This window comes from Micromonospora sp. NPDC052213 (assembly GCF_040679695.1).
In the GTDB taxonomy this organism is placed as follows: Bacteria; Actinomycetota; Actinomycetes; order Mycobacteriales; family Micromonosporaceae; genus Micromonospora.
In genome coordinates this window covers 1-14,111 of sequence record NZ_JBFAVI010000178.1, presented here as the reverse complement: position 1 = coordinate 14,111, position 14,111 = coordinate 1, and the positions used below count along the sequence as shown (strand labels likewise).

Genomic DNA, 14,111 nt, shown 5'->3' with positions numbered 1-14,111 from the left:
CACCCCACCCACCCGACACCACGACACAACGCTCAGACAGCACCCACCGACACCACAACAAACGGCAACGAGCTCAGGCAGAGGGCCCCACCCGATCACCCCAACGCCAACAACCGGACACGGACCGGGGCAGCCGTCATTTGCGGGTCTGTATCTCCTCGCGCATCTCGCGGAACAGCCCGCCGGCGTCGTCGACGGAGCGGCCGGGGAACATCGCCATCACGACGCTGCCGTGGTCGGCCCACCCGCAGACGGCGAAGTCGCCGCCGTCGCCGCTGGTGGTGCCGCATTTCATCACGCCGCCCAGGCGGCCCGCGGGCACCTCCCGCAGCCCCGTCACCTTGCCGGTCTCGTCGGTCAGCAGGCCGAACAGGCTGTCCAGGTCCCGCTCCGGCTGCCAGAGCAGCGTCGTGCCGCCGAAGACGAGCACCGAGCGCTTGTCGTCTGCCGGGTCCCGGTAGACGGTGCCGAAGCTGCCGTCCAGGTCGATGTCGGCGGCGAAGCCGCTGCGCAGGTAGTCCGACGTGCTGCGGGCCCGTTCGCTGTCGTCCCGGACCAGTCCCGCCACCCGGTCCGGGGTGGTCAGGTCCGCGTCCTTCTGCTGGGCCACCCGCCACCCGGCCGTACCGATGGTGGCGGCGCCCGCGAGCCCGACCAGCGCCGCCACGGCCCAGGCCACCCGCCGGCGCCGCGACCGCCCCGCCCGCCGCCCGGTGGCGTGCTCCGGGTCCTGGTTGCTGAGCTGGATGGGCTCGTCGGTCAGGTCGATCGGCTCGGAGCCGTCGTTGACCGGCCGCTCGGTGAGATGTGCGTCGGACATAGCCGACACCGTACGCGAACGGCAGGTGGCGCACGTCGGGTCCGGAGAAGCCCTCCGTAGACTTTCGGGGTGACCGAGAGACTGGATGCCCGACGCCCCGACGCCCCGACCCTGCCCGGCCAGTACCAGCCGGGCGAGGTAGAGCAGCGACGGTACGAGCACTGGGTAGCCGCCGGCCACTTCCGGGCGTCGGCGGAGAGCGACAAGCCCCCCTTCACCATCGTCATCCCGCCGCCGAACGTCACCGGCTCCCTGCACATGGGCCACGCCCTCGACCACACGGTGCAGGACGCGCTGGTGCGGCGTAAGCGGATGCAGGGCTACGAGGCGCTCTGGCTGCCGGGCATGGACCACGCCGGCATCGCCACGCAGAACGTGGTGGAGCGGCGGCTCGCCGGCCAGGGCCTGTCCCGGCACGACCTGGGGCGGGAGCAGTTCGTCGAGCGGGTCTGGCAGTGGAAGGCCGAGTCCGGCGGCGCCATCCTGGGTCAGATGCGCCGTCTCGGCGACTCCGTCGACTGGGACCGCGAGCGCTTCACGATGGACGAGGGGCTGTCGCGCGCCGTACAGACGATCTTCAAGAAGCTGTACGACGACGGCCTGATCTACCGGGCCAACCGGATCATCAACTGGTGCCCCCGGTGCCTGACCGCCCTGTCGGACATCGAGGTGGAGCACACCGACGACGACGGCGAGCTGGTCTCGATCCGCTACAGCGACGAGGTGGTCGTCGCTACCACCCGGGCGGAGACGATGCTCGGCGACACGGCGGTGGCGGTGCACCCGGACGACGAGCGCTACCAGCACCTGATCGGCACCGAGGTCGAGCTGCCGCTGACGGGGCGGCGTATCCCGATCGTGGCCGACGCGCACGTCGACCCGTCCTTCGGCACCGGCATGGTGAAGGTGACCCCGGCGCACGACCCGAACGACTTCGAGATCGGCCAGCGCCACGACCTGCCCGCGCTCACCGTGATGGACGAGCGCGGCGTGATCACCGTGCCGGGGCCGTTCGAGGGCCTGGACCGCTTCGAGGCGCGCCCCGCGATCGTCGCGGCGCTGCGCGAGCAGGGCCGGATCGTCTCGGAGAAGCGCCCGTACGTGCACGCGGTGGGCCACTGCTCGCGCTGCCGTACGACGGTCGAGCCGCGGCTGTCGCTGCAGTGGTTCGTGAACACCTCGCCGCTGGCCAAGGCCGCCGGCGACGCCGTGCGCGACGGGCGGGTGCGGATCGAGCCGGCCGAGTTGGCCAAGCGGTACTTCGCCTGGGTCGACAACATGCACGACTGGTGCATCTCCCGGCAGCTGTGGTGGGGCCACCGCATCCCCGTCTGGTACGGCCCGGACGGCGAGGTCGTCTGCGTCGGCCCGGACGAGCAGCCGCCCGCCGGGGAGGGCTGGCGTCAGGACGAGGACGTCCTGGACACCTGGTTCTCCAGCGCCCTCTGGCCGTTCTCCACGCTCGGCTGGCCCGAGCAGACGCCTGACCTGGCGAAGTTCTATCCGACGAGCGTCCTGGTCACCGGCTACGACATCCTCTTCTTCTGGGTCGCCCGGATGATGATGTTCGGCCTGTACGCGATGGACGGCCGGCAGCCGTTCGACGTGGTGGCCCTGCACGGCATGGTCCGCGACCAGTTCGGCAAGAAGATGTCGAAGTCGTTCGGCAACGTGGTCGATCCGCTGGACTGGATCGACCGCTTCGGCGCCGACGCCACCCGGTTCACCCTGGCCCGGGGCGGCAACCCCGGGCAGGACGTGCCGGTGAGCGAGGAGTGGTGCCAGGGCTCCCGCAACTTCTGCAACAAGCTCTGGAACGCCACCCGCTTCGCGCTGATGAACGGCGCGCACACCGACGGCCCGCTGCCGGCCGCCGAGCAGCTGTCGACCGTCGACCGGTGGATCCTGTCCCGGCTGGCGCACGTCACCGCCGAGGTGGACGAGCAGTTCGAGGCGTACGAGTTCGCGAAGGTGTGCGACCTGCTGTACCACTTCGCCTGGGACGACGTCTGCGACTGGTACGTGGAGCTGACCAAGCCGGTGCTCGCCGAGGGGGGCGCGGCCGCCGAGGCCACCCGCCGGGTGCTCGGGCACGTGCTGGACCAGCTGCTGCGGCTGCTGCACCCGATCATCCCGTTCGTCACCGAGGAACTGTGGATCGCGCTCACGGGGGGCGAGACGGTGATGAGGGCCGCCTGGCCGGCGGCCGACCGTACCCTCGTCGACGACGCCGCGGAGGCCGAGGTCGGCACCGTCCAGCGGGTGGTGACCGAGATCCGGCGGTTCCGCTCGGACCAGGGGCTGCGCCCGACGCAGCGGGTCGCCGCCCGGCTCGACGGCCTGGCCGCCGCGGGCATCGCCGCGCACGAGCCGCTCATCCGGTCGCTGGTGCGCCTCGACCCGGCCGGCGACGGCTTCCAGGCCAGCGCGACCCTCGCCATGCCGGGCGAGGTGAGCGTGGCCCTGGACACCCGGGGGTCGATCGACGTGGCCGCCGAGCGGGCCCGGCTCACCAAGGACCGGGCGGCCGCCGAGAAGGAGGCCGCGCAGGCCCGGGCCAAGCTCGACAACCCCGCGTTCGTCGGCAAGGCGCCGGAACCGGTGGTCGCCAAGATCCGCGACCGCCTCGCCGTCGCCGAGGCCGACCTGGTCCGCATCGACGCCGCTCTGGAGGCGCTGTCCTCGTGACCGACCGCACCGATTTCGCCGCCGTCGAGGCCGAGCTGGCGGGCCGCGGGTTCACCCGCATGGCCTTCGAGCTGGACAAGATCGAGTCGCTGCTGGACCTGCTCGGCAGCCCGCAGCGGGCGTACCCGTCGATCCACCTGACCGGCACCAACGGCAAGACCTCGACGGCCCGGATGATCGACTCGCTGTTGCGGGCGTTCGGGCTGCACACCGGCCGCTACACCAGCCCGCACCTGGAGACCGTCCGGGAGCGGATCAGCCTGGACGGCGAGCCGGTGGGCGAGGAGCGGTTCACCGCCACGTACCGGGAGGTCGAGCCGCTGGCCCGGCTGGTGGACGAGCGCTCGGCGGAGCCGCTGACGTACTTCGACATGACCACCGCGCTGGCGTTCGCGACGTTCGCCGACGCCCCGGTGGACGTGGCGGTGGTCGAGGTGGGCCTGGGTGGCGCCGAGGACGCGACCAACGTGATCCAGGCCGGGGTGTGCGTGCTCACCCCGATCGGGCTGGACCACACCGAGTGGCTGGGCGACACCATCCAGGACATCGCGCTGGCCAAGGCGGGCATCGTCCACTCCGGCGCGACGGTCATCTCCGCCGCGCAGGAGGAGGAGGCGGCCCGGCCGATCCTGGAACGCTGCGCCGAGGTCGGCGCGACCATCGCTCGGGAGGGCTCCGAGTTCGGGGTGCTCCGGCGGGCGGTCGCCGTCGGCGGGCAGGTCCTCACCCTGCAGGGCCTCGGCGGCGTCTACGAGGAGGTCTTCATCCCGCTGCACGGCGCCCACCAGGCGCAGAACGCGGCGGTGGCGTTGGCGGCGGTGGAGGCGTTCCTCGGCGCCGGCGCGAAGCGGCAGCTCGACGTCGAGACCGTCCGGGAGGGGTTCGCCACGGCCACCTCGCCCGGCCGCCTCGAGCGGGTACGCAGCGCGCCGACCATCCTGCTCGACGGCGCGCACAACCCGCACGGCATGGCCGCCACGGTGACCGCGTTGCAGGAGGAGTTCGCGTTCAGCAAGCTGGTGGCGGTCGTCGGCGTCCTCGGCGACAAGGACGCGGCCAGCCTGCTCGAACTGCTGGAGCCGGTGGTCGACCAGGTCGTGGTGACCCGGAACAGCTCGCCCCGGGCGATGCCGGCCCGGGAACTCGCCACGCTGGCCGCCGAGGTCTTCGGCCCCGACCGGGTCGAGGTCGCCGAGGAGATGCCGGACGCGATCGAGACGGCGGTGGCGATGGCCGAGGAGGACGTACCGGGGGAGCTGAGCGGGGTCGGGGTGTTGGTCACCGGATCGGTGGTGACCGTGGCCGACGCCCGCCGGCTGCTGAAGCGATGACCGGCCCGGTGCGGGGCACCGCGGGCGACGACCGCCCGGAGGGCGCGGCTGCCGGGGGCGATCCGGGCCGTCCGCCGGCGGGTGGGCCGCGACGGTCCGGGCTGCGGAACCCGGAGCGGGCGGTGCGCGGGCTGGGGGCCGGCACGCTGATCCTGGAGGCGCTGGTGCTGGTCCTGGCCATCCAGCCGATCCGCATGGTCGGCGGCGACCTGGGTGGCGCGGCGATCGGCGCGGTCCTGGCGCTGGCCGTGGCGGCGGTGCTGCTGGCCGGCATGATGCGCCGGCCGTGGGCCTGGCACGCCGGCACCGCCCTGCAGGGACTGCTGATGCTGGCCGGCCTGCTGCACTGGTCGCTGCTCGCGTTGGGCGTCGTCTTCGCCCTGGTCTGGGCCTACGCCCTGCACGTCCGCCGGGTCATCCTCGGCTGACGGGCTGACGGGCTGACGGGCTGACGGGCTGACGGGCTGACGGGCTGACGGGTCAGGCGTCAGCCCGTCGGCGGGGTCAGGCGTCGGCGCGTTCGCGCCACTGGGTGAGGGCGATGCCGTGACCGTCCGGGTCGCGGAAGGCTGCCGCCCACACCTCCAGCTTCGTGCCCCGGTTGACCACCCGGGGGGCGTACGTGAACCGGACGCCGGACCCGCGCAGCCGCTCGTACGCGGAGTCGATGTCGTCCACCTCGAGGTTGACGTGCACCAGGCGGCGGCTGATCGGCGCCGCCTCGGTCACCTCCCGCAGCACCAGCCGGGTCGTCCCGAACGCGAGGACGGCGTTGCCGGAGCCCCGGTCGACCTCGCTGAAGCCCAGGTCCCGGTAGAAGGCCAGCGAGCGCGGCAGGTCGGTGACCAGCAGCGTCAGGCCCACCCCGGCGATCGGCGCGCCGAGATCGTCCTCGTCCTCCACGACCCCGGTGGTCCCGTCGTCGGCGCCGGTGGTCGTCTCGGGGCCGAAGATCGCCTCGTCCAGCTCCTCCGGGCTGATCCGCTCCTCGCGCGCCCGGGGCAGGATCGGGTCGTCCAGGGGGAGGTCGATCGGGTCGAGCGGCTCCGCCGGCGCGGGCGGGTCGGTGGGCCCGCCGGCCGGGGCCGGCGGGTCGAACCGCTCCTCGGCCGGCGGGCGGGGCGTCGGGGTGGCCCGGCGTGGCAGGGTGCCGGTCGTGGACTGCTCGACGAGGGTGCCCTCCAGCACGACCGGCCCGCCGGGGCGCTGGTGCACCACGACGGGCTCGCGCTCCTCCGGGCGCCTGACGGGCTCCCCGCCGAGCGGATCGCCGAGTGGATCGCCCAGCGGGTCGACCAGCGGCTCGCGGAAGTCGTCCCGGAAGTCGTCGTCCGGCGCACGGTCGGCCCACGGCGGCGCCTCCTGCTGGAGCAGCACGTCGTCCAGCGGATCCGGGCCCGCGTACTCGGGCGGGAGGTCGGCGGCGACGGTGGCGGCGGACTCGGCGTGGGTGGGCACCTCGTCCCAGAGCACCCGGACGTGCCGCTGGTCGTCCAGGGCCACCCGGATCGGCAGCGTCTGCCCCAGCGACGGCCACTTCGCCACCGGCACCCGCGGCTCGATGATCTTCTTGGACCGGGGCGGCAGACCCGGCGCGTCGATCACCAGTTGCAGCTCGCAGCGGCCGAAGGCGTACTGGGTGGGTGGCTCGGAGGCGCTGTGCACGTGGCCCACGCCGACCACCCAGGTGCGCCCGCCGCCGCGCACGGTGGCCAGCGCGATGGCCAGCACCAGCAGGGCGACCCCGAGCGCCACGATGGCCCAGCTGGTCATGCCCAGCCCGAAGAGGATCACGAAGGTGGCCACGGTGCCGAGCACCGCGGCGATCAGCTTGCGTACCGGCGCGATGGGCCGGTTCCCGCCATTCGCCACTGTGGACCTCCCGGGGGTCAAGGGCCAGGCTAGGCCGGATCGGCCGCCGGGGGAAAGACCGGCCGCCGCGCCGGCGCCGGGACCGGGTCGCTAGGCTGACCGTACCCAGCCCGGCCGCCTTCCGCGCACAGGAGGAACCCAGCGTGTCCAGCAGCAGCCCCGATGAGCGCACCCTCGTACTGATCAAGCCCGACGCGGTCCGCCGTGGGCTGGTCGGCGAGGTGATCTCCCGCTTCGAGCGCAAGGGGTTGCGGATCGACGCGATGGTGTCCCGGACCATGGACGCCGCGCTGGCCGACGAGCACTACGCCGAGCACGTGGACAAGCCGTTCTACCCGCCGCTGAAGGACTTCATGACCGGCGGTCCGCTGGTGGCGCTGGTGCTCTCCGGCGACCAGGTCATCGACGTGGTGCGGGGGCTGGTCGGGTCGACCGACGGGCGCAAGGCGGCGGCCGGCACGATCCGCGGCGACCTCTCGCTGTCCAACCGCGAGAACCTGGTGCACGCCTCCGACTCGCCGGACAGCGCGAAGCGCGAGATCGCGCTCTGGTTCCCCGAGCTGGGCTGACGGCCGACCGACGCCGCGAGCAACGGTCGTGCCGGGCCCGGCACGACCGTCCGGTCAGGCCGTCCACGGCAGCTTGTCCGGGTTGCCGACCACGTAGAACCCGGTGATCCGGCCGCCGGCCGCGCCCAGGGTCAGCGCGTACCTGCCGCCGTCGGGGCGGATGATCAGGGCGGCCGGCTGGCCGTTGAGTTCCAGCCGGCGCGCGGTGAAGTGCCGGCCCGGGCCGTACAGGCCGGCGAAGAAGCGGGCGACCCGGTCCGCGCCGGTGACCGGGTTGCGTGCCGCCTTGACCCGGCCGCCGCCGTCGGTCCAGGCGATGGCGTCCCTCGCCACGAGCCCGGTCAACGCGGCCAGGTCACCGTCGCGGGCGGCGGCGAGGAAGGCGTCCAGCAGCCGTTCCTGCTCGGCCCGGCCGGCGGTGAACCGCCGCCGGTCCTGCCCGATCCGGGCCACCGCCCGGTGGTGCAGCTGCCGGCAGTCCGCCACCGACCGGTCCAGGATCTCCGCGATCTCGGCGTACGGCAGGTCGAAGGCGGTGTGCAGCACGTAGACCGCGCGCTCCGGCGGGGTGAGGCGTTCCAGCAGGTGCAGCAGGGCGGTGGAGAGCGAGTCGCGCAGCTCGACGGAGTCCAGCGGCCCGAACGGTGACGGCGCGGTCGGCACCGGCTCGGGCAGCCACGGTCCGACGTACGTCTCCCGGGCGGCCCGCCGGGCGCGCAGCCGGTCCAGCGCCAGGTGGGTGACCACCCGGGACAGGTAGCGGCGCGGCTCGGCGACCGCCGCCCGCTCCGCCCCCAGCCAGCGCAGGTACGCCTCCTGGAGCACGTCCTCCGCGTCGTGCCGGCTCCCGAGCAGGCGGTACGCCAGACCGAGCAGCATCGGCCGGTGCGCCTCGAGCGCACCGGCCGCCTGCGTCGCGTCGGTGACCGTCACACGTCCGTCGGGAGATCGGTCCGGCAGGTCACGGCGATGCGGTTCCACACGTTGATTGTCGCGATGGCCATCAGCAGGTCGACCAGCTCCCTCTCGGGCCACACCTTCGCCGCCGCGTCCCAGACCTCGTCGGGCACCCCGTGCTCGCCGAGGCGGGTCACCGCGTCGGTGAGCGCCAGCGCGGTCCGCTCCCGCTCGTCGAAGAAGGGCGCCTCCCGCCAGGTGGAGACCGCGAAGAGCCGCCGGCTCGACTCGCCCTCGGCGAGCGCGTCCCGGCTGTGCATGTCGACGCAGAACGCGCAGCCGTTCAGCATCGACGCCCGGAGCTTCACCAGGTGGAGCACGGTGTGGTCGACGTTGGCCCGGACGTACTTCTCCAGCCCCAGCACGGCGTGGTACGCCTCCGGCGCCACCTCGGCCGCGTTGATCCGCTGCATGACAACCTCCCTGATCCGTGGTGGTGACACCGACACGACGACGCGACGGGGGCTCGGCGTGACGGTCCGGGCTGTGACGCTGGTCATGCCGGCCGGGCCACCCCGGACCGACCCGGACCACCGGAGTTCCGGCCCCGGTCACCCGGCACGCCGCCGCCGGTCATCTCCGCCCGGTAGACCCACGGGGGCAGTCCCCGATCCGGGAGGAACGATGACCGAACTTGACCGACGTACGTTGCTGCGCGCCGGCCTGATCGCAGGTGCCGGTGTCGCGGGCGGCGCCCTGCTCGGCGCGCCCGCCGCGCCCGCCGCACCGGCCTGGCGGCCGACCGGCCGACCGGTGCTCACCCACGGCGTGCAGAGCGGTGACGTGACCGCGGACTCGGCGCTGGTCTGGACCCGCGCCGACCGCCCCGGCCGGATGCTGGTGGAGGCGAGCCGCCGGCCGGACTTCCGCGGCGCCCGGCGGGTACGCGGACCGGTGCTCGACCCGACCGGCGACCTCACCGGCAAGGTGCGGCTGCGCGGGTTGCCCGGTGGCGAGCGGTTGCACTACCGGGTCCGGGTGGAGAGCCTGGACCGGCCGGGGCTGGCCAGCGAACCGGTGACCGGCGCGCTGACCACCGCCCCCGACCGGCACGACCGCCGGGACGTCCGGTTCGTCTGGACCGGTGACATCGCCGGGCAGGGCTGGGGCATCGCCCCGGACTTCGGCGGCATGTCGATCTTCCGGGCCATGCGGGCCACCCGGCCCGACTTCTTCCTGTGCAGCGGCGACACCGTCTACGCCGACGGCCCGCTCGCCGAGACGGTGACCCTGCCCGACGGGCGGGTCTGGCGCAACCTGGTCACCCCGGAGAAGAGCAAGGTCGCCGAGACGCTGGCCGAGTACCGGGGGCAGTTCGCGTACAACCTGCTCGACGAGCACCTGCGCGCGTTCGTGGCGGAGGTGCCGCAGATCAACCAGTGGGACGACCACGAGGTGACCAACAACTGGTACCCGGGGGAGATCCTGACCGACGCGCGGTACACCGAGCGCCGCGTCGACGTGCTCGCCGCCAGGGCCCGGCAGGCGTTCGACGAGTGGCTGCCGGCGCCGGTCGACGGGCCGCGGTACCGGCGGCTGTCGTACGGGTCGCGGCTGGACGTCTTCGTGCTGGACATGCGGACCTGGAAGGACCCCAACGACGGCAACACCTACGCCGACCCGGCGCGTGGCCTGCTCGGCCGGGAACAGCGGGAGTGGTTGATCCGGGAACTGACCCGGTCCCGGGCCACCTGGAAGGTGATCGCCGCCGACCTGCCGATCGGGCTGGTGGTGCCGGACGGGGCCGCCGCCCAGGAGGGCGTCGCGCAGGGTGACCCGGGCGCGCCGGCCGGGCGGGAGCTGGAGTTCGCGCAGGTGCTCGGCGCGGCGCACCGGGCCGGGGTGACCGGGATCGTCTTCCTCACCGCCGACGTGCACTACACCGCCGCGCACCACTACGACCCGGCCCGGGCGTCGGTCGCCGAGTTCACCCCGTTCTGGGAGTTCGTCTCGGGGCCGGCGCACGCCGGCGCGTTCGGCCCGAACGCCCTGGACGGCACGTTCGGCCCGAAGGCGGTCTTCGTCAACGCCCCGCCGCGGGCCAACACCTCCCCGGCCGAGGGCTTCCAGCACTTCGGTGAGGTCGCCGTCGACGGCGCGTCCGGTGCCTTCACCGTCCACCTGCGCGACCGCGACGGGGTCTCCCTCTGGACGACCACCCTGCCCGCCCCGACCCGCTGACCTCGCCGCCGTCGGTCGACCATGAGGCTGTCGCCACCACCCGCCCGGGGCACCGTGACAGCCTCACGGTCGACGCGGGCGGGATCAGCGGGCCGGGGGGGTACCGGCCAGGGTCGGCTCGTCCCACCGGATCCGGATCACCCGGCCAGCCCAGGGGGCGGCCGGCGCGGGGACCGAGGCGGCGCCACGAGCGGTCGCCGTTACTCGGCGGCGATCCCGGCGGGCGGTCGGGTAACCTTGACGGCCGTAAGGCGATGACCCGGCCATCACCGGCGAGCCTCCGGAAGAACAGCCGGGTGACCGGCCCAGTAGAACCGGACGGGTCCGGCCCGTCACAGCCGGCCAACGAGCGGGCGGTCGATCCTGACCGCCAAGCGGGGTGGTACCGCGGGCCACCCGGGGCGCCGGCACGGCGTACCGGATCGGCTCGTCCTCGCAGACCCACACGACCGTGAGCTGCGCGAGGAGAGCGACCCCCGATGGCCTATCCGTTGCACGACCCGACCGCCGCCGTCCCGGCGAGCCCGGACCTGCCCGCGGTCGAACGCCGGGTCCTGGAGCACTGGACGGCCGACAAGACCTTCGAGGCCAGCGTCGAGGCCCGTCCCGCCGGCACGGACGGGAAGAACGAGTACGTCTTCTACGACGGCCCGCCGTTCGCCAACGGCCTGCCGCACTACGGCCACCTCTTCACCGGCTACGTCAAGGACGTGGTGCCGCGCTACCAGACCATGCGCGGGCGCCGGGTGGAGCGGCGCTTCGGCTGGGACTGCCACGGCCTGCCCGCCGAGGTGGTCGCCGAGAAGCAGCTCGGCATCACCAGCAAGGCGGAGATCCTCGACCTGGGCGTGGCCCGGTTCAACGAGGCGTGCCGCACCTCGGTGCTGGAGTTCACCCAGGACTGGGAGCGCTACGTCACCCGGCAGGCCCGCTGGGTCGACTTCGCCAACGACTACAAGACCCTCGACCTGGACTACATGGAAAGCGTCATGTGGGCCTTCAAGACCCTGCACGACAAGGGCCTGGTCTACGAGGGCTTCCGGGTGCTGGCCTACTGCTGGCGCTGCGAGACGCCGCTGTCGAACACCGAGACCCGGATGGACGACGTCTACCGGGACCGGCACGACCCGACGCTGTCGGTGTGGTTCGAGCTGACCCCCGACGAGAGCGCGCCGGAGCTGGTGCGCGGGCCGGTGCGGCTCGGCGTCTGGACCACCACGCCGTGGACCCTGCCGTCCAACCTCGCGCTCGCCGTCGGCCCCGACATCGAGTACGCGGTGCTGGAGCGCGACGGCGCGCGGTACGTCGTCGGGGCGGCCCGACTGGCCGCGTACGCCAAGGAGCTGGAGGGGTACGAGCAGGTCGGCACCGTCTCCGGCCGCGACCTCGTCGGCCGCCGCTACACGCCGCTGTTCGACTTCCTCGTCGAGCAGGCGGGCCCGAACGCCTACCAGGTGCTCGGCGCGGAGTTCGTCACCACCGAGGACGGCACCGGGATCGTGCACCTGGCCCCGGCGTTCGGCGAGGACGACCAGAACACCTGCAACGCCGCCGGCATCCCGACCATCGTCACGGTGGACGACCACACCCGGTTCACCGCGCTGGTCCCGCCGTACCAGGGCGAGCAGGTGTTCGACGTCAACAAGCCGGTGATCCGGGAGCTGAAGGAGCGGGGGGTGGTGCTCAAGCAGGACACCTACACCCACTCGTACCCGCACTGCTGGCGCTGCGACACCCCGCTGGTCTACAAGGCGGTGTCGTCGTGGTTCGTCGCGGTGACGCAGTTCAAGGACCGGATGGTCGAACTGAACCAGCAGATCAACTGGACCCCGGGGCACATCAAGGACGGCTCGTTCGGCAAGTGGCTGGCCAACGCCCGCGACTGGTCGATCAGCCGGAACCGGTTCTGGGGCTCGCCGATCCCGGTGTGGAAGTCCGACGACCCGAACTACCCGCGCCTGGACGTCTACGGCTCGCTGGAGGAGATCGAGCGGGACTTCGGCGTACGCCTGACCGACCTGCACCGGCCGGCGGTGGACGAGCTGGTCCGTCCCAACCCGGACGACCCGACGGGGAAGTCCATGATGCGCCGGGTGCCGGAGGTGCTGGACTGCTGGTTCGAGTCCGGCTCGATGCCGTTCGCCCAGGTGCACTACCCGTTCGAGAACCGCGACTGGTTCGAGCACCACTACCCGGGCGACTTCATCGTCGAGTACATCGGGCAGACCCGCGGCTGGTTCTACACGATGCACGTGCTGGCCACCGCGCTGTTCGACCGGCCGGCGTTCCGCAACTGCCTCAGCCACGGCATCCTGCTCGGCTCCGACGGGCGCAAGATGTCCAAGAGCCTGCGCAACTACCCGGACGTCTACCACGTGTTCGACTCGTACGGCTCGGACGCGATGCGCTGGATGCTGATGTCCTCGCCGGTGCTGCGCGGCGGTGACATGGCGGTCACCGAGTCGGGCATCCGGGACGCCGTCCGGCAGGTGCTGCTGCCGCTGTGGAACGTCTGGTACTTCTTCTCGCTCTACGCCAACGCCGACGGTCACACCGCGAAGCGGCGGGTGGACTCCACCCACCTGCTCGACCGGTACGTGCTGGCGAAGACGAACGAGCTGGTGTCCACCGTCGGCGCGCAGATGGACGCGTACGACATCTCCGGTGCCTGCGCCACCGTGCGGTCCTACCTGGACGCGCTGACCAACTGGTACGTCCGGCGCTCCCGGGACCGGTTCTGGTCGGGTGACGCGGACGCGTTCGACACGCTCTGGACGGTGCTGGAGACGCTGTGCCGGGTGGTGGCGCCGCTGGCGCCGCTGACCGCGGAGGAGATCTGGCGCGGGCTGACCGGCGAGCGGTCGGTGCACCTGACCGACTGGCCGGACGCGGCGCAGTTCCCGGCCGACCACGAGCTGGTCGCCGCGATGGACGCCACCCGGGCGGTCGCCTCGGCGGCGCTGTCGCTGCGCAAGGCCAAGGGGCTGCGGGTGCGGCTGCCGCTGTCGAAGCTGACCGTCGCCTCCCCGGCGGCGGAGCAGCTGCGGCCGTTCGCCGACCTGGTCGCCGACGAGGTCAACGTGAAGGCGGTGGAGTTCACCGGCGAGGTGTCCGCGTACTGCCAGCAGGTGCTGACGGTGGTGCCGCGCGCGCTCGGCCCCCGGGTCGGCAAGCAGGTCCAGCAGGTCATCAAGGCGGTCAAGGCGGGCGAGTGGGAGCTGGTCGACGGCGCCCCGGTGGCCGCCGGCATCACCCTCGCCGAGGGCGAGTACGAGCTGCGCCTGGTCGCCGCCGACGCCGAGCACTCCGCGCCGCTGCCCGGCGGCGAGGGCGTGGTCGTGCTGGACACGGAGGTCACCCCCGAGCTGGCCGCCGAGGGGCTGGCCCGGGACGTCGTCCGGGTGGTGCAGCAGGCCCGCCGGGACGCCGACCTGGACGTCTCCGACCGGATCGCGCTGCTGCTGTCGGCCTCCGAGGAGGTGCGCGCGGCGGTGGCCGGGTACACCGACTTCGTCGCCCGGGAGGTGCTGGCCGACTCCGTCGACTTCGCCGACGGGGTGGCGGGCTTCACCGGCGAGGTCGGCGACGGCGACCGGGTGTGTTCCACGTGCCGCCGGCCAACGTCGACACCATCTTCGTCTACTCGTGGGCGCTCGCGGCGCTCGCCGGTAACGCCAACGTCGTGCGCATCTC

The 14,111-nt window shown here is 73.1% G+C and carries 10 protein-coding genes; 6 read left to right on the top strand and 4 right to left on the bottom strand.

Going from position 1 to position 14,111, the window contains the following annotated elements:
• Positions 1 to 136: 136 nt before the first annotated feature.
• Positions 137 to 820 carry a hypothetical protein gene (locus AB0L34_RS28630; RefSeq protein ID WP_357460304.1) on the bottom strand — a complete coding sequence of 228 codons (684 nt, stop codon included), beginning with the start codon at positions 818 to 820 and terminating at the stop codon, positions 137 to 139.
• Positions 821 to 889: 69 nt separating this feature from the next.
• On the opposite strand from AB0L34_RS28630, the gene AB0L34_RS28625 reads away from it, so the two are divergent.
• From AB0L34_RS28625 to AB0L34_RS28615, 3 genes are read left to right on the top strand one after another with little or no spacing between them, the layout of a single operon-like run.
• Positions 890 to 3,508, top strand: coding sequence for a valine--tRNA ligase (locus AB0L34_RS28625; RefSeq protein ID WP_363708149.1), 2,619 nt, complete (start codon positions 890 to 892; stop codon positions 3,506 to 3,508).
• Positions 3,505 to 4,839 carry a folylpolyglutamate synthase/dihydrofolate synthase family protein gene (locus AB0L34_RS28620; RefSeq protein ID WP_363708147.1) on the top strand — a complete coding sequence of 445 codons (1,335 nt, stop codon included), beginning with the start codon at positions 3,505 to 3,507 and terminating at the stop codon, positions 4,837 to 4,839. The genes AB0L34_RS28625 and AB0L34_RS28620 overlap by 4 nt, the downstream gene beginning before the upstream one ends.
• The gene (locus AB0L34_RS28615; protein WP_363708145.1) at positions 4,836 to 5,267 is read left to right on the top strand and encodes a DUF4233 domain-containing protein; all 432 of its coding nucleotides are present in this window, start codon (positions 4,836 to 4,838) and stop codon (positions 5,265 to 5,267) included. The genes AB0L34_RS28620 and AB0L34_RS28615 overlap by 4 nt, the downstream gene beginning before the upstream one ends.
• Before the next feature lie 76 nt (positions 5,268 to 5,343).
• Here the strand turns inward: AB0L34_RS28615 and AB0L34_RS28610 are convergent, their stop codons facing one another.
• Positions 5,344 to 6,711 (bottom strand): VOC family protein, encoded by a 1,368-nt coding sequence (locus tag AB0L34_RS28610; RefSeq protein WP_363708143.1) that lies wholly within the window; start codon positions 6,709 to 6,711, stop codon positions 5,344 to 5,346.
• 143 nt (positions 6,712 to 6,854) lie between these two features.
• Here AB0L34_RS28610 and ndk point away from each other — a divergent pair, with 143 nt between their 5' ends.
• Positions 6,855 to 7,280 carry a nucleoside-diphosphate kinase gene (gene ndk, locus AB0L34_RS28605; RefSeq protein WP_350684456.1) on the top strand — a complete coding sequence of 142 codons (426 nt, stop codon included), beginning with the start codon at positions 6,855 to 6,857 and terminating at the stop codon, positions 7,278 to 7,280.
• A gap of 54 nt (positions 7,281 to 7,334) precedes the next feature.
• On the opposite strand, the gene sigJ is transcribed toward ndk, so the two are convergent.
• Entirely contained in the window at positions 7,335 to 8,213 is an 879-nt protein-coding gene (sigJ, locus tag AB0L34_RS28600; RefSeq protein WP_363708141.1) for an RNA polymerase sigma factor SigJ, read from the bottom strand.
• Positions 8,210 to 8,650, bottom strand: a complete 441-nt coding sequence (locus AB0L34_RS28595) for a carboxymuconolactone decarboxylase family protein (protein WP_357460323.1) — start codon at positions 8,648 to 8,650, stop codon at positions 8,210 to 8,212. Before AB0L34_RS28595 ends, sigJ begins: the two co-directional genes overlap by 4 nt.
• Positions 8,651 to 8,861: 211 nt before the next feature.
• Between AB0L34_RS28595 and AB0L34_RS28590 the strand changes: the two genes are divergently transcribed.
• On the top strand, positions 8,862 to 10,418 hold the full coding sequence (locus AB0L34_RS28590; protein WP_363708139.1) for an alkaline phosphatase D family protein: 1,557 nt from the start codon (positions 8,862 to 8,864) through the stop codon (positions 10,416 to 10,418).
• Positions 10,419 to 10,897: 479 nt separating this feature from the next.
• Positions 10,898 to 14,111, top strand: a 3,214-nt coding sequence (ileS, locus tag AB0L34_RS28585; RefSeq protein WP_363708137.1) for an isoleucine--tRNA ligase, incomplete at its 3' end; no start/stop codon positions are given.